Consider the following 24,231-nt stretch of genomic DNA (forward strand, 5'->3'; position numbering starts at 1 on the left):
CGTCCTTCCGATGCCTCGCCCTCGGCCGCCCCGAACTTTCCCAAACCTCCAACGGCGTGATGGCTCACACAGGCTTGACAACAGCGGGGCCATCACCGGGACCTCAGCTCCAACGTTCGCGCCTGCTGATGCTCGTTGCCGCTGAAGACGAGGATTGTAGGCAAGCGACCGCCGCGCGACGACACTCCGCGGTGCTCACCGGCATCAGCTTTCTCAGCCGGCGATCTTCCTGCCTGCCTCCAGTTCGAGCGTCACAATGCGCCAAGCGGGAATATCCAGCTCGACGCGCGATTTCGCGAGAACCGCGATCTCCTCCAGTCGCTCTTCGGCGAGATTGACCCGCCAGGCATGCGCGATGGGCAGACCCCATGCGAGCTGACCGCGCACACGCTCGGTCGAAGCATTGTAGAGCCGCACGATGGTGGTGTTGCGCTGCTCGCAGCGTTTGATCGCGGTGATGGTCAGACAGGCCGGCTCGCACTGCAGCAGGGAAAACTGTGCCGGCAGGTTGCCGCCCGCGCCGCTGCATTGTTCCTCCAGCAGCGGCACACGATAGGATTCCGCCACGTTGGCGAGATTGAGCTTCTCCGCCGTGCCGGCATAGGGGAAAATCGCATAATGGAAGGTCTGCAGCCCCTGACATTGGGCTTCAGGTGTGGCATAGAACGGACCGGCATGACCGCGGCGCGTCGTCAGATCATCGCGCGACAACCAGCCCACGGCACGCAGCAGTGTCAGGGCCAGTTCCACGCCGCCCCTGCTTTTCATCGCTTCGTACTCGTACAGCCCGTGCACCAGCACTGCCAGACCGCGACGCTGATCTTCGACCGCGCAGAAGCCCTGCATGGGCACGGTGGGCGCGGGAGCCTGGCGCCAGTCTTTGCCGGCCGGCTGCTTGAGCGGGCGCGGCACCGTACAAAAAGCCTGTCCCGTGAGGGTATGTTGTGCCGGGATCCCCGCGGGCACGCGCACGCGCAGACGATGATCGCGCGCCAGGTTGGTGAAGGCCAGCTCGACTTCAACCCAGGGCGTGGCAGCGGTCACGGTGAATTTCCAATGCACCGGGCAGCGCACGGTGTTGGCGTGACGGCGCTTGCGGGCGCGGTCATAACTCACGGGCAACCGCAGCGTGGTGTCGATCTCGACGGCCACCGCCAGCGGCGAGCGATGCGTGATCTTCATTTTGCCGCGCTGGTTGCGGCTCCAGATGCCCTTGTCTTTGGGAGCGGGGGAATAGTCATATTCATCCCCGAGATCCGCGGCGTCTTCCAGCACATTCAGGTTGCGGTACTCCCTTTTCGTGGCTTTGTGATAAAGATCGAAACTGCCGTCACTGGCAAATTTCACGCGCAGAAACTTGTTCTCCACGACGTTGCCGCGCACAATGACGCTGTCCGGCGGTTTGACCGTGGCCCGGGGCACCAGCGTCAGCGCGCGATAGCCCAGCGCGGGCGCATGCTCGACCAAATACTCCAGCTCGATGGCGCGCCAGGGTTTGTCCGCGGTCAGAGTGGTGAGGCCGAAGTTGGCAATGTCGCGCTCGAGCTGTGCGCGTTTGGCCGCGTAATCCAGCGGCCGCACCTCGGAACCCGGGCCGGTGCTCACCGCCAGAAACGCCTGGGGCAGGCTGTAGCCGGGTTGTGACCGCAGCGTGCGCACCTTGAGGATGTGCGTGGGCACCGCTTCACCGTTGGCATCGACCAGGGTCAGGTCTTTTGCCGGCCGCTGCGGCGGCAGCAGGACGAGTGAGCGCACCACCGCGGAGCGTGCAAACGCCAGCGTGTTCACCGTCACCACCGTTGGCCGCGACTCGTGCTTGACACGGCCGGTCAGTGCGTCAAGACCGGCAGCCAGCGCCAGCCGGCCGATTTGCCGCGCTTCCTCGAAACGCGGCTGCATGTCGCGATGCACCTGGTCGATGCTGCAACCACAAATCGAATCATGCGGATGGTTCTTGAGCAGCGCCTTCCAAGCTTGCTGCAGAAATCCGGCAAAACTTTCGGCACCAGTCAACTGACTGGCCAGCACGCCCAGCGGCTCCGCCTGCCGGGTCAGCAGACTTTCGCAGGCATCATTTTGCTGCTTGAGATAAACACGAGCCGACAACACGCCGGCAAGCACGTCATGATGCTTGCTGGCATGAATTTCTCCGGACCAGTCGGCCAGCGACAAACCGGCACGGCGCAGCGTGTGTACAAAACGCGAGAAGGTGGTGTGCTCCACCTGGCTGTCCGGCAGCACGGTGTTGGCATAGGAAAGAATGCGGGGCAGGTCGGCCTGCGGCTCGAGATGATCACAGCCGTTGTTGATCAGCAGGTGACGGGTGTCGTCCGTGCCCGGCTTGGCCACCGCGCCGAGCGCCTGGGCTTCCTGCTTGAAAAAGTCGACCACCAGATCGAAACGCGGTGCCTCCGTGGCGGCCACCGGGCCGGATTCGAAGCCAATTTGTTTGCCATTGCAATAGGATTTGAATTGATTGACGGCCAGCACCCGGCTGCCATCGGGCGCGACCCAGAGAAACTCCGTGCCCAGCGCATCCTGCTCATCGCCCATGCCGCGGGTGAAAATGAAATTGTCGATTTGAAAGCCGCGCAGAATCTGCGGCAGTTGCGCCACATGCCCAAAAGAGTCCGGGCTGTAGCCGACTTTCATCACGCCACCGAAGGGAAACCCCACCCGTTGCCCGGTCATCAAGTTGCGAATCAGGGCTTCACCGCTGACGAGAAATTCATCGGGCAGCACATACCACGGCCCGATCTCCAGCCGTCCGGCTTGCACCAGATTGCGCAGCCGCTCGCGATTCTCCGGCCGGATCTCCAGGTAATCCTCCAGCACGATGGTTTGGCCGTCGAGAACGAAATAGCGAAACTCGGGCGTGCGTTCGAGCAAGTCCAGCAGGCGGTCCATCAGGCGCACCAGACGCATGCGATACTGCTGAAACGTGCTGTACCACTCGCGATCCCAGTGGGTATGTGAGACCACATGGAACTTGAAGCGGACTTTCTTGGCGGCAAGCACGCTGCCTTTGCGAACTTTGTGCGTGTAGGGGCTGGTGTAGATCATTTGCTCATCCAGGCGTGATTGATTGTGGAGAAGAACGGATGCCTCACGGCAACGGGATTTCGACATCGCAACGGTGTGGTCGCTGGCGGGAACGGGCGGAGGGATGCAAATCGAAGCGGGCCGGCAGCAGATGAAATCTCTCCACGTGCCGGCAGGGCGCCGCTTTCTCCAATAGAGGCGGACCCGGCCAGAGCGGCCGGCAATGAGATTGACAAGAAAGACCGAAATCCGGTTTCGGCCATGCTCCCTCCTGCTTCCTGAAGAACACCTTGGGGACGGATACCCCGAAGTTTACAACCTGATTGCCGGCTCCCGCCCACCAGGTGATCGCGGTGCAGCAGGAGCCGGGCTTTCTTGCTCACTGCTGCGAAACAGGTTGCCCTTTCACCTTGAGAGTTTTGACTTCCCAGGGCGCAAGCGTCACCGTCAAACGCGGGCCGGAGAGTGGCAGCGGCTTGTCTTCCCATTCGATCAAATTGACCTCACTCACCGCGGTGGCGGAGAAGGGCAGCGTAATGCTGGCATTCACCGCCGTGCCCGTGCTTTCAAACAGGCGGATGATCCAACTGTCGTCATCTTCGGCTTTCTTCAGCGCCGACAGCACCACGTTGCGCGGTTCGATGCTGACAAAGCTGAAGGCCGGCGGCAGGGTGCCGGCATGCTGCTCGACGAGGCGCGCAATCAGGGGCTGGTTGAAGCCATAGCCGGCCTGAATGGCCTGCTTCCAATCGCCTTCATGCGGCAGGATGGCGAGGTTGAATTGCTGCTCACCCTGGTCCAGGGGCGTGGCGCCGCGCAGGGCGGTTACCCGCACGAACCCGTCCTTGACATCGACGCTGTACTTGCCGTCATTCACCACGGTGACCCCAAATTGCTCGTTGGAAAGATCGAGCCATTTCTGCATGGGCACTTCCTCGCCGTTCATCGCGCGTGCCATGGCGCCAAAGGGAATCTCGAACATGGCGCGGCTGTCCGGGACATAGAACGGAAAACCGACTTTCAGGACCTTGTCCTGTTCCTGCCAGCGGCCGGTATATTGCAATTCCAGCCGCGGGAGATTGGCGTAAATCACATAATCCTGCCGCAAGGTGGTGTTGCCATGAGACAAATATGTCCGCAAGCGCGCGCGCAGCGGCCCGGCTTCAATGATCTCCGGCCGCGCCGACATGCGTACGATTTCGCGCCGGCCATCATATTCCAATTCCAGCGCGGACTGCGGGGTGTTGCGTTCCCCCAGCATTTCCAGGCCGCCGGCCGCAGCCATCCATTCGCGGTTTTGCCGGCTGTCCACCAGCCGCAGCAGCCCGCCGGTGGCGGAATCCAGGCGCACGGTGAAGAACCCGTTGTTCATGGCCAATGACGGGAGATCGATGCGCGCCCGGCCGGGAATCTCGACCTCCTGTTTGAGCCATTCCAGCCAATAGACCTTGTAACCGAGCGCCGGCACATTCTCCGGCAGGAAGAGCAGCTTGTAATGAATGCCTTCGGCCGTCGAGTCACGCAGAAGAATTTGTGCCGGCAGGCGTGCCCCGGCGGCCTCACGGAAGTAGGGCAGCGGCGTCTTCATCTGGGTCGAGTCTGCCGTGGCGGCCTTTTTACCGCGTTTGGTCTTCGTGACCACCGGTTTTTCAGGTGGTGGCGGCGGCACGGTGACGTCCACTTCCACGACATCAGTGCGTGGCCAGTTGAGCGGATTGTAGACCACCAGGGCTTTCTCCGAGCCGTTGGCCGATTTGGTGTTGATAGCGGTCTCGATGCGCGTCATGGCCTTGTCCAGCGCGGCCTTGGCGGTCTCCGTGGCTTCGCGATAGGAGCGCAGGGCATCTTCACTCACGCCGCTGCTGGTGGCGCCGGCCAAAATGCTTTGTGATTGATTGAAGAGAACATTGCGCCATTGCTGGGTGAATTCGCCCTGCGGATAAGTGAAGCCATATGACCGTGCAATCAAGGCGAAGGCTTCCGCCGCAGGCAGGGCCATTTCGCTGCGGCGATGACTGCGCTTCAACCGGGCATTGTTCACCCACGCGCCCCGCGCGGTGAAATTGATCTCGTCCCGATGCACGCCCAGTCGGGGTTTGGCGGTTTCCAATTCTTCGAAAAAGCCGCGCGCACCGGTCATGCGCACCGAGGGCACGGCGGGGTGATTTGCCCGCCCGGCGGTGAGATAGGCCAGATCTTCCGCCAGACGAATGTCCCGGCTGGCGGGGCTGCTGCCCACGCCGTAAAGCCGGGCCGCCTTGGGCCAGCCAAAACGCTGGTTGGCCGCCAGGGCGTGCCGCCCTTCATCGCGGGTGAGCGGCAGATCGAATTGCTCCGGCGGCCGATAACCCAGCACCCGGCTGCCATCGAGGCCCTCCCATTCGAACAGCCGCATGGATTCCCACGGCTGGTAAAACACGTAGCTGCGCATGCCACTCTTCTTGAGGAGCTGCGGCACACTCACCGCGTGGCCGAAGCTGTCCAGCATCCACGCCACTTTCGATTCCACGCCGAACTTGGCCTTCAGGTAGCGCTTGCCGTAAAGAAACTGGCGCGCCAGGCTTTCACCGGCGGGCAGATTCATGTCACTTTCCGCCCAACTGCCGCCCACAATTTCCCAGCGCTTCTGCTGCACGGCTTCGGTGATGGCGGTGAAGAGTTGCGGATCGTTTTGCTCGACCCACCAGTAGGTCGAGGCATGTGCCTGGGAAAAATGAAACCCGGGATACTTCGCAAAGTTCTTGATCACCTGCGCGAAAGTGGCGCGATATTGCTGCATGCCGGCATGGACATCGGCCGACTTGCCGAGATCGACATGCGCATTGCCGATCAGACTCACTTCGGGAACTTTCAGCTCGGCTTCCGGCACCTGCGGCAGTTTGGCATGTGCCTCGTCAATGAGTTGGTTGAGGGTGGCAACATCGCGCGCTTTGAGCGCCGCGAACATTTTCTCATCGAGCGTCTTCTGCTCCGCGATTTCATCGCCGCGATACTGCTGCAACAACGCCGCCGCGGAGAGATAGCGCCGCAGAGCAAGGTTTTCGACCGCAATGGTGAGGTGCGGCACGGGAATCCCGCTGTCAGCGGCGGTTGTGGTCTCCCCCGCCGCGCGGCTGGCGTGGCCGGTGCCGGCATGCACCACGATTTCGTAGCGCGCCGCCACCTCGGCGCTGTCGGTGAGGAACAGATCGCCGGTGTACCCACGATGATTGAACAGCCGCTGCTCGCCGTTGATCAACACCGTGCCGGTGGCGGAACCCAGGTCTGCCGAAACATAAAGCGGCATGCCCGCCCATTCCCACGGCACGAACAACACGCGGCGAAACCCGCTGCTGCCGTTGCTGGCGAGCGGTTCGACGCCATCGACTTCGAAGCTGCCCAGAATCTTGTCCAGCAGCCGTGCATCGTATTGCAGCGGCACCACCCGCTTCACTTCATAATTGTTGAACTGCAGCCGCATCTGCCAGGCCCCGGAGGCCTGAAAGCTGTTGAGAATGGCGCTCACCGGCACCGTGAAGTAAACGGCACGAATTTCACCGGCATGCAGCTCAAACACCGCTTCCCCGCCCACTGCCTTGCCATTGCGTGCCAGCAGCCGGGCACGGCAGGCGCCCAGCGGTTGCTGTTGAGGATTGTAGATCACCGTACGAAATTGCAGGGCCGGGCGATTGTCCACCGTGAAGATGGCTTTCTCCGCCGGCTCGATCTTGCGGATACGAATCAATTCCGGATCGGCGCGTGGAATCGTGGTCAGGCGCTCCGGTGTCTCCGCCTGCACTGTCAAGCCCGTGGCATTGATAAAACGTGCGGCAAGCGACCATTCCCCGACACCGTTCATCACTTTGAACAACAGCGCATTCCAGCCTTTTTGCAGCGTGATCGTCACCGTGTCCTGCTCCAGGCGGTTGGCACGCCGCTCTTTTTGCATCCACACCGGCCGGCCGTTGACCCGGAGAGCGGCAAAGTCATCGTAGCTGACGATCAGCGTCACTGCGCTGTCGCGTGCCGGGCTGTGGACGTAGCAATGCGCATAGGCCACGACATGCTCCACCGGGAAGAAATCCAGCATCAGGTCGAGAAAGTCGAGGTGGGCCTGGGGTGTGGCATAATGCCGCCAGCTTTTGCCGGCGGTAACCAGCCCGCCATGCGGCCGAATGCCCGCGTCATTGCCGGTGAAATCATCCCCCAGCCCCCGGCCTTTCTCCGCAGAGAAAGAACCGAGAACGAGCCATTCGCGAATCTCCTGGGCGGACCCTGACGCCGCACCCGCCAGGAACGAAAGCATGACAAAGAACATCAGCACGCCCCGGTGCGGACGGCAAGCCGGCAGCGCCGGGCCGGCGGCTTTTTTCCCGGCACCACGCCCTGCAGCGGCAGGCCGCGCTTCATTACAGCAACACTTTCCTTGCCCTCGGCTTGTCACTCCCTGTGCCGTGTCGAACAATCTCCTGAACATATTTGCCTCCTGGCAGTTGCACAGCGCAGGCTTGCTGGTAATCCGTGCTGCTCTGCGCAGACTCGTGCCCGCTCGAAATCATAAACTTTTAGGGGATGTTTCTGCCACGGCTCGAGCCTTGCCTGACCCACCGAGCTTGGAATGTTTTCGATCAGACACGATTTTCTGCTGGCTCATCTCACCGGCGAACCGGGCGCGAATCGCCGGCAAGGCGGACGAGCCTCACGGTGCTTTTGAGAGCTTCCATGCGCCGGCAAACTGCAATGCTGTCCAAATCCGAATTGCGAGATCCCAATTGAAGTTTGCCGATGTCAAACAATCCAGCCAGTTGCCAAAGAAATTACCATCGCAAACGGGCTTTTGCAGGATTATCTCATCCGCTTATCCGGCGCAGACGAACAAATTTTCACCTGCAATATCAAGCACACAAATTGCAGCTTCTCAAAAACGACAAAAATATAATCAACTTTTGACGTGCATCAAAGATTTTTGTACGCTTAAGCCCTTTCGAGTGAAGAAAAGTAGCTTCGCCGAGTCGCAGCGTGCCATTTTATCCACCAAACTCATGAGACATCACTGTTTCAAAGGGAGTCAATCCCGACACCTGTTGTCATGGCTAAAGCATGTGCTCAACCGTCGAGGCCGAAAATTTCCTGCGGGCATCAGATGCTGAGGCTGCGCGGTTGAATTTTCGGCACGCAATCCCCAAATAAAACGTGTGGACCAGCGCAGGCAACCCTGGCTGCATGCTTTTCTGTAGTAGGCCTTTCAGGGTCGTTATCCCCAAGGTGGCCCGCTGGCAGTCAAGAGGTCTGCGCGTCATTTTCATCGCGATGGGTGCCGACACGGACATGGCAGTGACCCTGAAAACACAATATTGGCTGCAGAGATTTCGGGGACACCGAATTGTTCAGCCTGCGGCTGATAAAAATTAGCGGGGACCCCGCTTCGATCAGCGTCCGGGAAATTTGTTCAGGACTGAGTGCCGCGTTACGCTTTACCCACACAAATCAAGATGGAACCGCAATTACTCTTCAACCCAGCCACCGATGGAAACAATAACGGTCGCGAGGCGCTGGCGGTGCGGATCATAGCCGGCGAAAAGGGTGAGACGACGAAAGACGAGTGGATGGTGGGAAGGCAATGGCAGTCCCTCTTCTTTGAACTGGCCAAACAGGATGAGTCGGCGATCAGCGGAGACGCCCACAGGCCGCAGGGGAATTTTCTCCCACCAGCGCTCAGGCAATTGCAAGGCTGTCACCTCTGCCGCCGCCCGGCGCGAAAGACTGGCGAGGGTATCAACGGTGATGTGACGACAAATCCCGGCGCCTTCACGCTGCCAGACGGCAGCGAAGGCTTGCAAGGTGGTTGTATCAAGAGTGGGTGCGGTCATCAGATAGTCGGATACGAATGGCTGGAATTCCGGCAGAAAGATCAGGGAAGGCATGGACTCAACCCGCGGCATTTGGGAGGGCCCACTCATTGATGGCAGCCTGGCGGGTTTCTGGTTGCAGACCGGCAGCAACATCACCAGGCTGACAAGGCATGGCAGCTTTATCATGGCAGGGAGCATAACACTCCGTCCCCGGGGGTTCCACTCTCGCCGGTGAGCCGATGTTTGCAAGAGTTTGCGTCCCGCAACAACTTCGAGGGTTTCTCCTGAAACGGCCCGGCCGGGTGAAACCCTTTGCGCAAAAGGCCGCGATTTCAGACAGGCGTAAATTTTAGTGTCAGCCTTGCAACGGGACTTCCAAAACAGCGCGGCTCGTGACAAAGTCGGGGAGGGCAAAGCCGCGACAAGGCTGGTGCAGGAACAGCCGTTGAGAGGTCAACGATTTCAGAGGGCACGAATTGGCGCATGAAGCGTCTCTGGCCTCCAACCCGCGGCGGGAGCGGCTGCCACCTGCCGGTCAAGATTGCAAGGCGGGGCACGCCGGCATCTGCATTCGCAGGGATGGCCGGCTGCTGGTATCATCCCTGGTTTGATATGGCATCCGGCAGCCGGCCATGGCATGTGTGTGGCGAGCTGCACAAACAAGGCTGGCGGCTGTGCTAACTCGCCTGCAAGGTTTGCACGAATGCGTCGAAGCTGGCGCGCCAGTGCGCGATTGTCTTCTGCGGACCAACGGCTTTAAAGAACCAATTGCCATTGGGCATCGCGACGATGGCCGCCAGCATGGCGTAATCCGGCAGCTCATCGAAGGGCCCGCTCATCATCATCGGCGACTGCGATTTGAGATAGGTGCCGGTCACCGATACCACGGTCACGTCCAGGCCGTTGACTCGCAGTTGTCGCTGTTCTGCGTGGTCGCGTGTGTCACTGCCGTCCGGCTGTTTGAATTGGCCATACCACCGGTCAAGATTGGCCTGCACCGAACCGCCCGTGCCGGGAAAATGGAAGACCACCAGCTCGCCATCCGCTGCCCCCTCCACGCCGGGCCAGCGAAACTGCGCTTTGCGCATGTTGTTGGAGGGCGGCTCGGCGATCCAGCCATCGGGGGCAGTGTAGCTCACCTCACCGGCGAGGGCGGGGTGGGAATTTTCTTGTTGAGCAGGCGAATCGTCAGTTTTTTTCTCACTGGATTGGCATCCCAGCCAGACAGCCGCGAGCATGAGCGGCAGGAGTGACTGCTTAACGCGCAACATTGTTTCTCCTTGTGATTTTCAGGTAAAGGTCAGTAACAGCGAAATAAAGCAAAATCAGCCAGGGCGCGCCGTGCTGCAGCGTGTCCCACCAGTCGATGAGCGCCATGCCCTGGGCGCCGCCGAGAATCCAGCGGATTTTACCGACGAGATGAGGCTCAGGGACATAAGGCGCCAGCCCGAGTGTGAGACAAGCCAGCAGGGTCAAGGCATACTTGTGCAGAGATCGTGTCATGACAGCGAATCCCACATCAAATACAGGGAAAAAGCGATGACCACGACCACCACGAAACCACGAATCCAGGCATGGCCCTTGCGCACTGTATAGCGTGTGCCAAGGTAGCCGCCCAACGCATTGCCCAGGCCGAGGCCGGCGCCCAACAGGTAGTCCACGTGGTCATGCCTGATGAAGACGTACAGCGCCGCGATGGTAAAAATAAAAACGACGATGACTTTCACCGCGTTGGTCGCCACCAGATCAAAACCAGCCAACGCCATGACCAAAATGATCAAAAAGCCAACCCCCGCCTGAATGAATCCGCCGAACACGCCGACACCAAAGAAACCGGCCATGAATGCCAGCCGGCGCCAACCGGTGAGTGGCCGGGGGGTTGCATGCAGGCGTTTGCCGGGGTCCGCCAGGATCACAACCAATACGCCAATCATAGTGAGCGCCAGCGCACGTTTGAATTGGTGCTCCGGCAAGGCGATCGCCCACCGCGCGCCGATAATCGAACCCGCCACCGCCGGCACAGCGGCGAGCAGGCTGACGCGCCAGGGCATGACATGCTGCCGCTGGAAGCCGGCAATCGCCACCACATTTTGCAGGAGTATGCCGATGCGGTTCGTGCCATTGGCGGTTGCGCTCGGCAGGCCGAGAAAGATCAACACCGGCAGCGACAACAGCGAGCCGCCGCCTGCGAGTACGTTGATGAAACCGACAACAAGGCCGATGCCAAATAACAGCAGCAATTGCCCGGTGAGGGAAAGCATGGGTATGATCCGGAATGTTGTTCCGCCAGCCGGATTGTCCGGCCAAAGTTTTTCCGGAAATTCTCCTGCTGTGCAGGAGTATCCGGCACGTCATCCTTCAGCAGCGAGTGGAGGAGAGCCGGCATCCCTGCCTGCAGACAAAAAATCTGCCCCGTCTCCCCACACCTAACCGAGGCATTGGGCAGCGGGATCAAGCCGGCATTTCTATTTAGCGTCCGAAATCACTGACTTTGCAACAGCGGTTCCAGCAAAGGCTCGGCCGTTGCTTTAAACAGGCTGCATTTTCACGCCTCTGGCTGTTTGGGATACCCCGGCTCAGCCGGGGCGGGAAGGTTTTCGGACTATTTGAAAGGGGCCGGAGGATTTGCATATTGAGCCCTTACCGCTCGCCGGTGGGGGAAGTTATAAATCATTCTTTGAATATCCAAGATTGTTCTCCGCAAGGAAGCCTGCTTTGAACCGATCCGCGAGTGATGGATTTCCGTTATGAAACGAGATCTGAATGCTCTGGCCAACAATGTTTTCGATGTGGTGATCATCGGCGGCGGCATTTATGGCGCTTGTGCGGCGTGGGAGGCAGCGCTGCGCGGCTTGTCAGTCGCATTGGTTGAAAAAGGCGACTTCGGCGGCGCCACCTCCGCAAACAGTTTGAAGATCATTCACGGCGGCTTGCGCTATTTGCAGCATGCCGACTTCAAACGCATGCGCGAGTCGATTCATGAGCGCATGGTGCTGATGCGCATCGCACCGCATTTGGTGCACCCCCTGCCCTGTGTCATGCCGACTTACGGCCACGCGCTGAAAGGCAGGGAAGTCATGGCGGTCGCCATGTTTCTCAACGACCTGATCGGCTGCGATCGCAACCGCCTGGAGGATCCCCAAAAATTTCTGCCAGCCGGTCGCGTGATTTCGAAGGAGGCGTGCAAGCGCCTGATTCCGGGGGTGGACGAAAAAGGCCTCACCGGTGGGGCATTGTGGTATGACTGCCACGTCTACAACTCCGAGCGTTTGTTGCTTTCCTTTCTGCATTCCGCGGTGAAAAAAGGCGCGCAGGTGGCCAATTATCTCCCGGTGCGCGGTTTTTTGAAGGAAGGCAATCGCATCACCGGCGTGCAGGTCGAAGATCTGATCACCGGCCGGCGCTTTGACGTGCGCGCGCGTCTGACCATCAACAACAGCGGGCCCTGGGTCAACCAGGTGCTCAGCCTGAAAAACGGCCGGCCGCCGCAGCCGCCGGTGCTGCTCTCCAAAGCCATGAATCTGGTCATCCGCCGACAACTGCTGCCCGACTATGCCGTCGGTGTGCCGAGCAAATTCGAATTCAAGGATGCGGACGCCATCCTCAACAAAGGTTCGCGCCTGCTCTTTCTGCGGCCCTGGCGGCATCTCTCGCTGATCGGCACCACCCATGTCGCCTATCAGGGCGATCCGCAGGATTTCAGGATCACCGAGCAGGATATCCAGGATTTCGTCAACGCGTTCCGAGCGGCGTATCCTGCCGCGGGATTGACCCGTGACGACGTTTCTTTTTACTACGGCGGTCTGCTCCCCATGGAGAGCGTCAATCCCCGCACCGGGGACGTCAAACTGCTGAAGCAATATCTGCTTCGGGATCATGCCGTGGTGGAGGGCCTCGAGGGTTTGCTGACAGTGGTGGGCGTGAAATACACCACCGCACGTGACGTCGCGCAGAAGTCCATCGACCTGGCGCTGCGCAAATTGCAGCGTCCCGTGCTGCCATCGCGTTCCCGGGAAGAACGGATTCATGGCGGGGAGATTGACCGTTTCGAGGCCTTTGTGGCTGCCGAGAGCCGCAAACAGCCATATGGCCTGCCGGCGGAAATCGTTAAGCATCTCATCGAGAATTACGGCTCCGCCTACGTCGATTTGTTTCCACATCTTCGGGAAAACCCGGCATGGGCGGCGCGCGTGCATCCGCAGACCACAACCATAGCCGCAGAAGTGATTCATGGCGTGCGCGAAGAGATGGCGCAAAAGCTGGTCGATGTGATTATGCGGCGTACCGAACTCGGCACCGCCGGTCACCCCGGCGCCGAGGCGCTGCAGCGGTGCGCCGAGCTGATGGCTGGCGAACTGGGCTGGACGGCCGAGCGCAAGGCCGCGGAAATTGCGGAGGCGAATCGGGTCTTTGAGGTGGCGCAATCATGAACGCAGAAACGATTCAGCCCTCGGCGCGCTTGCGCGTGGCCCAGCGTTTGGCGAAATCCTTTGCGCGAATGCGCGCAGCACGGCTTTGCCCGCCTTTGGCCTCCAGCCGCGCTGCGGGGCGGAGCCGTGCGGGCGTGGGATGTCCCTCTGCCGCATGTCCGCTGGCGGGATGCGACTCACCGCCCTTTTCTTCCGCGGCTTCCGCTGTCGCGGCAGCCGGCGTTTCCATCGTGGCGCGTGCCTGCACCATTGCCGCATGCGCCTGGCGCGCCGCGGCTTCATCCTTCTCCATGCAGCATTTTTTGTACTTTTTGCCACTGCCGCAGGGACAGGGGTCATTGCGTCCCGCTTTCATTCTGTCAGCCTCCCTTCTGCGAAAAAGTTGAACAGCATGTTTGCAAAACTAGCGCATTTTCTGTACATTTCAAAGTCAATTTTGCCCGATCACTGACAACCATAACCACGGGACTGCCACCCGCATGAGCCTTCCGGATATTGCAACAAAACCAAGCTCGGCTTCAGCAGTGAAAAAACCGCATCTCATTCGCCGGCTTTACGATTGGGTTCTGCACTGGGCGCACACGCCTTACGGCACGCCGGCGCTGGCCGCTTTGGCGACGGCCGAATCCTCTTTTTTCCCGGTCCCGCCGGATCCCCTGCTGATGGCACTCGCCATGTCCCGGCCGGAGCGCAGCCTGTGGTATGCGTTGGTGTGTTCGGCTTCTTCGGCGACGGGCGGCATGCTCGGTTATCTGATCGGCTGGCAGTTGTGGCATGTAGTGAGCGATTTCTTTTTCACCCACGTGCCGGGTTTCACCCCGGAAGTCTTCAATCTGGTGGCGCAAAAATACAACGACAATGCCTTTCTCGCGGTGTTCACGGCCGCCTTCACCCCCATTCCCTACAAAGTCTTCACCATTGCCGGCGGGGTCTTTCAGATCAACTTCGCCGAGTTTGTGGCCGCTTCGATCGTGGGCCGTTCCCTGCGCTTCTTCCTGGTGGCCGGGCTGATCCGCGTCTTTGGTGCGGCCATCAAGGAAAAGATCGATCGCTACTTCGACTGGTTTGCACTGGGCTTCACGGTGCTGCTGATTCTCGGCTTCCTCGTGATCAAATACGCTTTGTAGCGGCAACGGCGGAAGGGGGATCCCCCTTCACGCTAAACGCCGACAATTGCAGCAGTCATTCTCCAGCCCTGTCCGTCGCGGTCTGCCGCACGGCTCAAAACTTCGCACGCACACCCACACTCGGCAGAAAGGGAAACAGCGGCACGGTCTCCCGTTCTGCCGGATTTTTGTCAAAATCCCACACGTAATAGAACACGTTCCTGCGATTGTACACATTGACCAGATTCAACGAGACCTCCATCTGCCACGCCTTGAAAAAGTAGTGTCGGGTCACGCCAAGATCCAGACGGTGATAAACGGGATAGCGTGCGCCATTGATGCGGTCGAAAATGACCCGCCGCGCAACCGGCACGCCCAGCACGTCATATTCAAAACTGCCGCTCGCTTTGGTGTAGGGGAAACCGCTGCCGAGCTTGAACTGCACGCCCAGTTCCCATTTGCGGCTGAAATGGCAGTTCATCACCAGATTGGCAGAATGGCGCCGGTCCCAATTGGGCGGGTAGCGCGCGATTTGATCATTGAGCGTCTGCCCTTCCTTGTAAACAGATGCCAGGGCATAGGACAGCCAGCCGTTGAAACGGCCTGTGGGTTTCTGCAGAAACACCTCCACCCCGTAGGCCTCGCCATCCGCCTTGCGGAACACGTTCAAAATCGTAAAATCGACCTGCTGGGTGAATGAGGAACGCGTTTCACGAAAGGCCAGCAGATGGCGCAGGGTTTTGTAGTAGCCTTCCACCGTCAGTTTCAAACCGGCGGCGGGGAATTCGGTTTCCCAGCCGGCGAGATAATGCCGGGAGTGGCCGGGATCGAGCGTGCGGTCGAAGGAAAACCAAAAGTCAATGAACGAGGGGTTCAATTCATCCTGTACCGTGGCGATGTACTGATTGTAGATCCCCCAGGCCACGGAGAGCGCCGAATGTTCGCCCAGCAACAGGCGCGCTGACAGGCGCGGCTCCGGCTGCAGCATGTGCGTCGCGACGTTGTAATAGCTCAGGCGCAAGCCCGGCTGCAGCGTGAAACGCGGCGACGGCCGCCAGAGATGCTGGACATAGGCCGCCAGCGCGAACGGCTCCTGCCGGATGCGGCCCAGATCGCGATCATCGAAAACATTGCGGTATTCGAAACTGAGATTCTTCGCTTCCAGGCCGAGCTTGATTTCCTGCTGCGGATTGCGGAAATAGGTGAGATCCGCCTTGAAGGTTTGATCGAAAATCTCGTTGAGCCCGAAGGCACCGCCGCGGCCGCCAATGCCGACTTTGGTGTCAAAATGGCTGCCGGCCGCCATGAAATTCGCCAGCAGTTGCTGGCTGAAGAGATGGCGCCAATGCAGCGCAAAGGTGCGGTTGCCCCAGTTCAGATCGAGGGTGAGATCCCCCCAATCCAGCACATCGCGGCCGAGATATGTGCTGAAGGAAATGCGATCGGCCGGCGAGAGGTCCTGAAAGACGTGGGCTTGGGCATCATAAAAGTAGTAGGGCAGTTCAAAATCGGTAAGGCCGGCACGCCGCGCCGCGTTGAGCAATTGATCGATATAAGTGCGTCGCAGAGCCAGCAACCAGGCGCCTTTGTGCAGCGGCCCTTCGAGAGTGGTCTGCGAGCTGAGCAGGCTGATCGCCACGGTGCCGGAAAAATTCCGGCTGTTTCCCTCCCGGCTGGTCAGGCGCAAGACGGATGACAAGCGGCCGCCGTACTCCGCCGGAAAGCCGCCCTTGATCAGGTTCGCATCTTTCAGGGCATCAGTGATGAAATTGGAAAACAAGCCGCCCACATGCGAGGGATTGTAGACGGTGATGCCATCCAGCAGGATGAGATTTTGATCGGTGTTGCCGCCGCGCACCGCCAGCGCCGTGCTGTAGTCCGAGGTGCCCGTGACCCCCGGCAAAAACTGCAGCGCGCGGAAGACATCGGCTTCCACCACGCGCGGCAGGGTCGTCAGCGTGCGGCCGCTGAGATTGAGCTGGGCAATGGCGAGATCGCGCTGGGCGGCTTGCTTCTCGGCCGTTACGGTCACGCTGCCGAGCATGAGGGGCTTCACCGCCAGCCGAAAATTTCTCACCACTTTCTCGCCGGGCGCGAAACTCATGACATGCACCTGCTGTTCATAGCCGATGCTGCCGACGATGATCTCGTGCCGGCCGGGCGTGATGCCATGGATGACGAAATAGCCATCCACGTTGGTGGCGGCGCCCAGCGGGGTGCCGGCCAGCAGCACGTGGGCGCCAATCAAAGCTTCATGACTGTCTGCATCCTGAACAAAACCGCTGAGTGCGGCTGGAGATTGGGCGAACCCTCCTGTTCCCAACACGGCGAGCATGAGCAGCATGCCAGAAGACCGGCGGCACAACCAGGATTTGTTACTGATGGCTTCCATGAGCAATTTCAACCGCAATTCAAAACTACTTCACGATGCAACTGCTGCCGGTCCGGCAGGGCAGCAACCGTCGGGGTGCCTGGTCATGGAGCCTGCAAGCGCGAAGTGGCATCGATCCCGAAAACGTTTCACCCGGCGGAGCCGGGGTTCCAAAACGTCCCAGCCTGTCGGACGTTCCGGGGTCCTTCCGGCACCGGCCGGGCCGTTGCGGGAGCATTTTCGCAAAGGCTTGCGAGTCAGGACGGACGCCAAATCAAAGGTGATTGCAGTTGATGACGCGGCCTTCAGTTGGTTCTTTGTCCTGGCAGGCCATGACAGGAACATTTTCCCGCATGTGTGTCTGCGGCATCGCTGCCGTGCGACGGGGCGCCGGGCTCCGACTTCTCAGACTTTGAAATGGTTCTCGCGCAAGCGCCGCAGCATGGCGGCAAAATCATCCTGTTCCCCGGCGGTCCGCGGCGCTGCCTCTCCGGGCGATCCCGCGCCGCCGTTCTCCAACAGCTCGGCGGGGATTTCCAGCAGGAAGCGCGAGGGTTGCAGTTTGAGCACTTCTTTGTAGCGTGTCTTGCGGGTGGAATAGCTCAGGGTCAACTCGCGCTGCGCCCGCGTGAGGGCAACGTAGCACAAACGGCGCTCCTCCTCGAGAGTGCCACTCTCCAGCGCGCGACTGCTGGGAAACTGGCCGTCATTCATGCCGAACAGGAAAACGTGGGGAAACTCCAGGCCTTTGGCGGCATGAATGGTGAGAAAGATGGCGCGATCCACTTTTTCGTTGAGATAATCGCTGTCGCAGATCAGACTGACCCGGTCGAGAAAACCGGCGAGTGTGGGATCATCACTGGTTTGCTCGAAGCGCTGCAGGCTGCCGAGGAATTCACGCACACTGTTGACTTTGGCCTGCCGGGATTTCGGATCAGCCGTCGCCTCTTCCAGCGCCTTGAGGTAGCCGGTTTGCGCGACCAGCTCCTGCATGGCCAGGCTCAGTTTCTCATGCTGAAAGCGCCGGCGAAACTCCTCGATGAGCTGGACAAAAGCCTGAATGGCATGCAGCGCCGCCGGGCGAATCTCCGCCACGTGCGCAGCCTGTTGAAAGGCGTGAGAGAGATTGCAATTGTGCTGCTGGCAGTATTGATGCAGGCGCAGCAGCGTGGTGGCACCGATGCCGCGCCTGGGAAAATCGAGTGCGCGCTTCAGGCTGAGCTCGTCATCGGGGTTGCGCATCAGCTTGAGATAGGCGATCAGCGTGCGGATTTCCGGACGCTCATAGAACGAGGTGCCGCCGATGAGCTGATAGGGGAGATTGGCATGGCGCGCCGCTTCTTCCAGCGGCCGCAATTGAAAGTTGGTGCGCACCAGCACGGCAAAATCGCTGTAACGCACCCGCGGGTCGAGCAGCTTGCGCAGCGTGATCGCGCCGACCACTTTTTCCGCTTCCTCGTTCTCATTCTCCGCGGTCAGAACGCGCAGCCGGGCGCCGCCGCCGAGCGCGGACCAAAGTTCCTTGGGTTTGCGCCGGCGGTTGTTCCTGATCACCGCGTTGGCCGCCTGCAGGATCACCTGGGTCGAGCGATAGTTTTGTTCGAGCTTGACCAGGCGGGCGCCGGGAAAGTGTTCCTCAAAGCGCAGCAAAATTTCGGGGTCGGCGCCGCGCCAGGAATAAATCGCCTGGTCATCGTCGCCCACGACGCAAAGGTTGCGATGTTCGCCCAACAACAGCGTGATGAACCGATATTGCAGCGGATTGGTGTCCTGATACTCGTCCACCATCAGATAGCGAAACTGCTCCTGATAGTGCCGGCGGATGGCGGGATGTTGCTCGAGCAAATGGGTCACCAACAGCAAAATATCATCGAAATCGACGGCGTTGCAATGGCGCGTGCGTTCGAGATAATGCGCATAGAGATCGCCGAACAGTGCCTCTTCGGGATTGGACTGGTTGGCGAACCTCTCCGGCGATTCGCCCTGATTTTTCGCGGCAGAGATGCGGCCGAGCAGCTCGAAGGCGTTGTGCGCGGCAAAATCCAGGGCCCGCTCCTTCACGATCTCGCGCACCAGTGCGAGCTGGTCGTGCTGGTCGTAGATCACGAAGTTGCGACGGTAGCCCGCAGCCGCCGCCTGTTGGCGCAGGATGCGAACACCGAGTGCGTGAAAGGTGGAGAGGGTTGCCTTTTGCGCTGCCGGCCCCGCCAGATGCTTCAGGCGCTCCTGCATTTCCTGTGCGGCTTTGTTGGTAAAGGTCACGGCAAGCAGATGCTGTGCCGGCACTTTCTTGTTCAAGAGCAGATGTGCCAGGCGATAGGTGATGACGCGGGTCTTGCCGGAGCCGGCGCCCGCCAAAATGAGCAGCGGCCCTTCCGTGTGTGTGACGGCCTGCCGTTGTGGAGGATTAAGCGGACTGAGGTCGAGCATGCGATGAAAACGTGGTCATCCGGAGTCGGTAAGCAGTTGGTGATCGCCAAACGGCAACGCGACGGCAAAAACGGCTGGCAAGATAGAAAGGCACTGCCAAACATTCAACAAATTTCTTGACTTGCCGAAGCGAATTCTTTATTTTGCGCGCGATTCGAATCCATGTGCCGTGCTGTCGCAGCCGGTCTTGCCGCAAAATTCACCAGATGATGGTAGACTAGACTCCGAAAGCCTGGTTTTCCCACTCGTGACAATCCCGAATGGCATTCGGGACCAGCTTCATTCTTGCCCACTCAAGCAGAATTTGAACATCCGCAAGGTCAAGCGGAGGTCTTCCGCCAAGTTATCCACCGCGGGCCGCGCAGTGTCGCGACCAGGCTTACGCACCTGCGGACAGGTGGCTGCAGGCCTGCTCGGCGCGGCCATGCTCATCGCGTTGAGTGCGCTGACTGCGGGGTGCAGCGATCGGCCACGCAACAATCCTCTGGATCCGGCCAATCCGGAAACCGGCGGCCGCCCCACCGGCGTGACCGCCATCGCGATTCTGGATACCATCGAAGTACGCTGGCACGCCGTTGGCCTGCGTGATTTGACCGGTTACAATCTCTATCGCCAGCGTTCCGGTGAAAATGCCCCTTCCCTGCTGGCGCGGTTACAGCCGACGCAAACGCGCTACCTCGACCTGGGGGTGCGCTATGGTGTGGAACACCGCTATCAAATCAGTGCGTTGGTGAATGACTTCGAATCGCCCCGCTCGGCCGCGGCCACGATCACGCCCGGCCCCACACTCACATGGGTTGCCGATTTCGATGATCGCAGCGTGGTGAAGATTTCGCATGACGGGCGTCATGAAATCTTGCGCTCATTCCTGTCGCTGGCGCCGTTTCGTCTGGCGGTCGACCGGCAGCGCGGCACGGTTTGGGTGTTGGTGACGGATCGATCGACACGCACCAGCGGCAAGTTGGCGCGCTGCAATCTTGGCGGCCGCCTGCTGGGAAGTCATGGCAGCTTTGTGGGAATGGCCGGGTTCGCACTCGATCCCGGCACCGGCCACGTTTGGGTGGCTGACAGCTCGGGCGAGGGCGTGCTGCGTTTTGACGGCGACGGCCGGTTGCTGGCACAGCGCAAGAATGTGCCAAAAATTTCAGCCGTTGCCTTCAACAGTTTCACGCGGGAGTTGTGGGCGGCCACCGCGGCCGGCGGCCAAGTGCTGCGAATCGCCAGCCAGCCGGTGGCGGACAGTTTGCGAATCGAGGTGCGACCGCTGTTTGCCGGACGGCCGTTGGCGCTTGAAGTGCACCAGGCCACGGGGGCTGTCTGGGTCGCGCTCGGCGACAGTGTGATGTGGCAAAGTGGCGATGGCAGGCAGCGACGCAAGGCCGGCGTGAGGTTTCGCTACGCCTCGCAGGTGGCGGTGAACCAGCTCACCGGCGAATGCTGGGTGATCGACGAATCACGCCTTGCCTTCCGTGACAGCCGGGTGGTGAAGCTCGATCCCGCGGGCGGGCTGGAGTTTGAAGTGGGCGGCCTGGATCGCCCGCAAGCGCTGGCGGTGAATCCCTTCGATTCCTCCTGCTATGTTGCCGAGACATTGCGCGGCCGGCTCGTCATTATCTCCGCGGCCGGCGCCGTGCAACCGGCCTTTTTTGATTTGATCACCCCTTTTGATGTCGAGGTGGTTGATTTTTCGAAGTGAGCCGCAGCCTTTTCCATGTCGGGGCGAAACGAGCGCGGGCGTTTGCGCAGCGCGGACGCGGGGGGACAGCGCCGGCGGTCTTCCTCCCAAGATTTTACTTTGTTTTTCGGTAAAATTGGCTATATTGCGTTTTAACCCACAGCAAGAACGCCTACCCCAAGCCGACGCCAACCTTGGCAGGTCATTGTGAGCAGTTTGAGACTTCCCTGTTGTGCACCTGCATGCAGCGAATGAGAACAGGGAAGGCGTGCAACAGCCCGGGCTGACATACCGAGGAACATCATACATAAATTTGCTCATCCCAAGGAGGTTTCCGCATGAATGGTTTCGAGGTCATGCGCGTGGACAACGGCGAGGTCAGTGTGCTTCGCATCAAGGGCTTTCTCGACGCGCATACCGCTTCCGATCTGGAGCGCGAGATTCAAAAACTGCTCGATCAAAAGCGCTACAAGATCGTGGTGAACTTTCGCGATTTGACTTACATCAGCAGCGCCGGCCTGGGGGTGTTCATGGGGTTCATCGAAGAGGTGCGCGGGAACAAGGGCGACATCAAGCTCACCAACATGACCCCCAAGATTTTCCGCGTGTTCGATCTGCTCGGTTTTCCCACCCTCTATGAAATTCGCGACGACGAGCAGCAGGCGCTCCAAAGTTTCAACAATCAAAAGTGAAGCTCGCCGTGAAGAACCAGCGCACGAAAAAAAAATTTCACCTTCGCATTCCCAGCCAGACTGAATACCTCGAGATCATTCGCGAGTTTGTTTCCCGTGTCGCCCGCAAAGTCGGCTTCCAGGAGGATGATGCCAGCAAAATCGAGCTGGCGGTGGATGAGGCCTGCACCAACGTGATCGAACATGCCTATGGCGGGGATGACCGAAAGATGATCGATATCGCGATCCAGGTCGACTATCCCGGACAAAAAATGAGCATCATCATCACTGATCAGGGCCGCGGCTTCGATCCCAGCAAGCTGCGCGCCCCCGACATGAAAAAATACCTGCAGGAAATGCGCGTTGGGGGGTTGGGGGTGTACCTCATGCAATCACTGATGGACGAGATCAACTTCGAAGTCAAACCCGGCCCCAAAAACCAGGTGAAGTTGGTCAAATACCTGATGAACAATCAAAAACCCAGATAATTCCTTGCCCGCGCCGCTCGGTCACCGCCCTTCACATCATTCCCGTTGCGCCCGGCCACAACCGCACACCCTGGGGTGGGAACGGCTCGCATCGGCGCCATCGCGCAGTGACACGAGGCTCGGCGAAACCGCATAACTTTTGACCGAATGACCCAACATGCCCAGCAAAAAACCCACAAATCCGCCGCGCGCCCCCATCTCCACTGGTTTGACGCGCGGTGAGGCACCCATGGAGATCCGCCAGCGCCCCTATGTGCAGCGGAGCACCAATCACAACCGTTCCGTCCGGCCCACGCGCGCGGCCAGTGTCTACCCGCACAAGCGCAGCAGCAACCGTCCCGGCAGCAACCGCCAGCTCTCGCGCGAGCTGGATGAACGCCTGATCGAGCTGCAAGCCCTGTTCGATGTCTCCAAAACCCTGAACTCCTCCCTCCACCTGAAAAACATTCTGGACACCCTGTTGCTCACGCCGATGGGCAAAATGATGGTGGGCAAGGGGCTGGTGCTGCTGGCACGCGGCGAGAAGCGCTTCGTCATTGAAACCGTCAAAGGGTTGCAACAGGCGCACATCGGCCGGGAAATCCTGATTGATCTGCCGGAGCCGAGCATTCTCATGCTGAACAACGAGGAGGGCGGCGGCGCCTGGAGCGCCTATCTCTACAAGCTCGGGCTGCAGCTCGTCGTGCCCATCATCGCCAACAACAAATGCTCGGGGTTGATGGCGTTCGGCCGCAAACAAAACGGCCAGGATTTCACCCCCGGCGAGCTGGAATATCTCAACTCGCTCGCCAACCTGGCGGCCACCGCGGTGGAAAACGGCATGGTGTTTCAGGAACTGCGCGAAGTCAACCGCAAACTCGACAAGAAGATTCAGGAGCTCAACACGCTGTTCGACATCGGCAAGGAACTCAATTCCACCTTTGACAGTGACAAGATCGCCAGCGTGCTGGCCTATGCACTGATGGGCGAGCTGATGGTGCAACGCTGCGGCGTGTTCGTCGAGGACAACGACCGCCTGTCGCTGCAGGTCAACAAAGGCCTCACCCCCATCCCGCTCTACGAGGATGCCGAATTTCTCCACTGGCTGCGCCAGCTCAAAGAACCCTACTTTTTTAAAAAATCCCGGTTCGAACTCTCGCCACGCGAGCCGGAATGGTCGGAACAGCTTGCCGCGGCCGGCGGCGTGCTGCTGATCCCGATCACCAGCCAGGAGGTGGTGCGCGGCGCGCTCCTGCTCGGCGAGAAAATCACCAAAGGCGAGTTTGCGCAGGAGGAAATCGAGTTTGCCTCGACCCTGGCCAACACCGCCATGATCTCGCTCGAAAACGCCCGGCTGTTCCGCGAGACCATCGAGAAACAACGCCTGGAGGAGGAACTGGCCATCGCCCGCGAGATTCAGCAGCGCCTGCTGCCCAAGGCCGCGCCCAAGCTCACCGGTTACGAAATTGCCGCCATCAACATCCCCACCCATCAGGTGGGCGGCGATTATTTCGATTATTTCCCCATCGACGACCACCGCTATCTGATCACCATCGCCGATGTTTCCGGCAAGGGCATCCCGGCGGCCATCATCATGTCCAACCTGCAGGCCACACTGCACGCGCTGATGACGGCCGAAGTGCCGATCGATCAAATCGTCTCCCGCATCAACAATTTCGTCTACGCCAATACCACCGCCGACAAATTCATCACCTGTTTCATCGCGGTGCTGGATACGGCGCGCAACACGCTGACCTACGTGAATGCCGGCCACAACCCGCCCTATTTCTTCAACGATCAGGCTGCCGCCAACGGCGGCTTCCGCCTGCTGGACAAGGGCGGCCTGCTGCTCGGCATGTTTCCCGGCGCGACCTATGAGACTGAAACCATCACGCTGCAAAGCGGCGACTGGGTGCTGATGTACACCGACGGGGTGAGCGAGGCCAAAAACGCCAGTGATGAAGACTTTTCCGAGCGCCGCCTGGAGGCGGTGATCCGGGAACGCCTGGCCGCCCCGGACAACTCGGCAGCCGCCATGATCGAGGCCATCACCAGCGAGGTGAGACGGTTCACCGCCGGCGAGCCTCAAAGTGACGATATTACGCTGCTGACTCTGCACTACCGCCTGAGCGACGCGGCATGAGCCGGGGCTTCCCCAGTCGGAGGACCCGCCGCCGCGCCGCCTGTACGCATTGACAGACTTTTCAT

16 protein-coding genes are annotated in these 24,231 nt (G+C 60.0%); 7 read left to right on the forward strand and 9 right to left on the reverse strand.

Annotation, left to right across the window (positions count from 1 at the left end; all coding sequences use genetic code 11):
* Nucleotides 1–213: 213 nt before the first annotated feature.
* Together ONB52_16125 and ONB52_16130 are read right to left on the reverse strand one after the other, a co-directional pair.
* The gene (locus ONB52_16125) at nucleotides 214–3,063 is read right to left on the reverse strand and encodes a glycosyl hydrolase-related protein (protein MDZ7417665.1); all 2,850 of its coding nucleotides are present in this window, start codon (nucleotides 3,061–3,063) and stop codon (nucleotides 214–216) included.
* Nucleotides 3,064–3,421: 358 nt separating this feature from the next.
* Nucleotides 3,422–7,339 (reverse strand): glycosyl hydrolase-related protein, encoded by a 3,918-nt coding sequence (locus tag ONB52_16130; protein MDZ7417666.1) that lies wholly within the window; start codon nucleotides 7,337–7,339, stop codon nucleotides 3,422–3,424.
* Here ONB52_16130 and ONB52_16135 point away from each other — a divergent pair.
* A complete protein-coding gene (locus tag ONB52_16135; protein MDZ7417667.1) occupies nucleotides 7,326–8,171 on the forward strand; it encodes a hypothetical protein in 846 nt (281 codons plus the stop codon). The two genes, ONB52_16130 and ONB52_16135, sit on opposite strands and share 14 nt — an antisense overlap.
* Before the next feature lie 354 nt (nucleotides 8,172–8,525).
* On the opposite strand, the gene ONB52_16140 is transcribed toward ONB52_16135, so the two are convergent.
* From ONB52_16140 to ONB52_16155, 4 genes are all read right to left on the reverse strand, one after another.
* On the reverse strand, nucleotides 8,526–9,071 hold the full coding sequence (locus tag ONB52_16140) for a hypothetical protein (protein MDZ7417668.1): 546 nt from the start codon (nucleotides 9,069–9,071) through the stop codon (nucleotides 8,526–8,528).
* 479 nt (nucleotides 9,072–9,550) lie between these two features.
* Nucleotides 9,551–10,144: a hypothetical protein gene (locus ONB52_16145; protein ID MDZ7417669.1), complete on the reverse strand. Its 594-nt coding sequence runs from the start codon at nucleotides 10,142–10,144 to the stop codon at nucleotides 9,551–9,553.
* Nucleotides 10,131–10,376: a hypothetical protein gene (locus ONB52_16150; GenBank protein ID MDZ7417670.1), complete on the reverse strand. Its 246-nt coding sequence runs from the start codon at nucleotides 10,374–10,376 to the stop codon at nucleotides 10,131–10,133. The genes ONB52_16145 and ONB52_16150 overlap by 14 nt, the downstream gene beginning before the upstream one ends.
* On the reverse strand, nucleotides 10,373–11,134 hold the full coding sequence (locus tag ONB52_16155) for a sulfite exporter TauE/SafE family protein (protein ID MDZ7417671.1): 762 nt from the start codon (nucleotides 11,132–11,134) through the stop codon (nucleotides 10,373–10,375). The genes ONB52_16150 and ONB52_16155 overlap by 4 nt, the downstream gene beginning before the upstream one ends.
* 486 nt (nucleotides 11,135–11,620) lie before the next feature.
* Between ONB52_16155 and ONB52_16160 the strand changes: the two genes are divergently transcribed.
* On the forward strand, nucleotides 11,621–13,303 hold the full coding sequence (locus tag ONB52_16160; protein MDZ7417672.1) for a glycerol-3-phosphate dehydrogenase/oxidase: 1,683 nt from the start codon (nucleotides 11,621–11,623) through the stop codon (nucleotides 13,301–13,303).
* Between the two features lie 13 nt (nucleotides 13,304–13,316).
* Here the strand turns inward: ONB52_16160 and ONB52_16165 are convergent, their stop codons facing one another.
* The gene (locus ONB52_16165) at nucleotides 13,317–13,658 is read right to left on the reverse strand and encodes an SEC-C metal-binding domain-containing protein (protein ID MDZ7417673.1); all 342 of its coding nucleotides are present in this window, start codon (nucleotides 13,656–13,658) and stop codon (nucleotides 13,317–13,319) included.
* Nucleotides 13,659–13,827: 169 nt separating this feature from the next.
* On the opposite strand from ONB52_16165, the gene ONB52_16170 reads away from it, so the two are divergent.
* Complete coding sequence (locus tag ONB52_16170; GenBank protein MDZ7417674.1) at nucleotides 13,828–14,430, forward strand: VTT domain-containing protein; 603 nt, start codon at nucleotides 13,828–13,830, stop codon at nucleotides 14,428–14,430.
* A 94-nt stretch (nucleotides 14,431–14,524) separates the two neighbouring features.
* Here ONB52_16170 and ONB52_16175 read toward each other — a convergent pair whose 3' ends face one another.
* Together ONB52_16175 and ONB52_16180 are read right to left on the reverse strand one after the other, a co-directional pair.
* Nucleotides 14,525–16,801 (reverse strand): TonB-dependent receptor, encoded by a 2,277-nt coding sequence (locus tag ONB52_16175; protein MDZ7417675.1) that lies wholly within the window; start codon nucleotides 16,799–16,801, stop codon nucleotides 14,525–14,527.
* 384 nt (nucleotides 16,802–17,185) lie between these two features.
* Complete coding sequence (locus ONB52_16180) at nucleotides 17,186–19,210, reverse strand: UvrD-helicase domain-containing protein (GenBank protein MDZ7417676.1); 2,025 nt, start codon at nucleotides 19,208–19,210, stop codon at nucleotides 17,186–17,188.
* A gap of 397 nt (nucleotides 19,211–19,607) precedes the next feature.
* On the opposite strand from ONB52_16180, the gene ONB52_16185 reads away from it, so the two are divergent.
* The 4 genes from ONB52_16185 to ONB52_16200 all read left to right on the forward strand — a co-directional run bounded on the left by ONB52_16185 (nucleotide 19,608) and on the right by ONB52_16200 (nucleotide 24,166).
* On the forward strand, nucleotides 19,608–20,906 hold the full coding sequence (locus tag ONB52_16185; GenBank protein MDZ7417677.1) for a hypothetical protein: 1,299 nt from the start codon (nucleotides 19,608–19,610) through the stop codon (nucleotides 20,904–20,906).
* Between the two features lie 317 nt (nucleotides 20,907–21,223).
* Nucleotides 21,224–21,577 (forward strand): STAS domain-containing protein, encoded by a 354-nt coding sequence (locus ONB52_16190; protein ID MDZ7417678.1) that lies wholly within the window; start codon nucleotides 21,224–21,226, stop codon nucleotides 21,575–21,577.
* An 8-nt stretch (nucleotides 21,578–21,585) separates the two neighbouring features.
* The gene (locus ONB52_16195; GenBank protein MDZ7417679.1) at nucleotides 21,586–22,044 is read left to right on the forward strand and encodes an ATP-binding protein; all 459 of its coding nucleotides are present in this window, start codon (nucleotides 21,586–21,588) and stop codon (nucleotides 22,042–22,044) included.
* Between the two features lie 229 nt (nucleotides 22,045–22,273).
* On the forward strand, nucleotides 22,274–24,166 hold the full coding sequence (locus ONB52_16200) for a SpoIIE family protein phosphatase (GenBank protein MDZ7417680.1): 1,893 nt from the start codon (nucleotides 22,274–22,276) through the stop codon (nucleotides 24,164–24,166).
* Nucleotides 24,167–24,231: the final 65 nt, after the last annotated feature.

The organism is candidate division KSB1 bacterium (assembly GCA_034506255.1).
Lineage (GTDB): Bacteria > Zhuqueibacterota > Zhuqueibacteria > Zhuqueibacterales > Zhuqueibacteraceae > Coneutiohabitans > Coneutiohabitans thermophilus.

Excerpts from the sequence above, each read along its gene's own strand:
- ONB52_16175 (MDZ7417675.1), bottom strand. The coding sequence starts at position 16,801 with ATGGAAGCCATCAGTAACAAATCCTGGTTGTGCCGCCGGTCTTCTGGC.
- ONB52_16125 (MDZ7417665.1), bottom strand. The coding sequence starts at position 3,063 with ATGATCTACACCAGCCCCTACACGCACAAAGTTCGCAAAGGCAGCGTG.
- ONB52_16200 (MDZ7417680.1), top strand. The coding sequence starts at position 22,274 with ATGGAGATCCGCCAGCGCCCCTATGTGCAGCGGAGCACCAATCACAAC.
- ONB52_16190 (MDZ7417678.1), top strand. The coding sequence starts at position 21,224 with ATGAATGGTTTCGAGGTCATGCGCGTGGACAACGGCGAGGTCAGTGTG.
- ONB52_16135 (MDZ7417667.1), top strand. The coding sequence starts at position 7,326 with ATGACAAAGAACATCAGCACGCCCCGGTGCGGACGGCAAGCCGGCAGC.
- ONB52_16160 (MDZ7417672.1), top strand. The coding sequence starts at position 11,621 with ATGAAACGAGATCTGAATGCTCTGGCCAACAATGTTTTCGATGTGGTG.
- ONB52_16150 (MDZ7417670.1), bottom strand. The coding sequence starts at position 10,376 with ATGACACGATCTCTGCACAAGTATGCCTTGACCCTGCTGGCTTGTCTC.
- ONB52_16140 (MDZ7417668.1), bottom strand. The coding sequence starts at position 9,071 with ATGCTCCCTGCCATGATAAAGCTGCCATGCCTTGTCAGCCTGGTGATG.
- ONB52_16145 (MDZ7417669.1), bottom strand. The coding sequence starts at position 10,144 with ATGTTGCGCGTTAAGCAGTCACTCCTGCCGCTCATGCTCGCGGCTGTC.
- ONB52_16130 (MDZ7417666.1), bottom strand. The coding sequence starts at position 7,339 with ATGTTCTTTGTCATGCTTTCGTTCCTGGCGGGTGCGGCGTCAGGGTCC.
- ONB52_16155 (MDZ7417671.1), bottom strand. The coding sequence starts at position 11,134 with ATGCTTTCCCTCACCGGGCAATTGCTGCTGTTATTTGGCATCGGCCTT.
- ONB52_16165 (MDZ7417673.1), bottom strand. The coding sequence starts at position 13,658 with ATGAAAGCGGGACGCAATGACCCCTGTCCCTGCGGCAGTGGCAAAAAG.
- ONB52_16180 (MDZ7417676.1), bottom strand. The coding sequence starts at position 19,210 with ATGCTCGACCTCAGTCCGCTTAATCCTCCACAACGGCAGGCCGTCACA.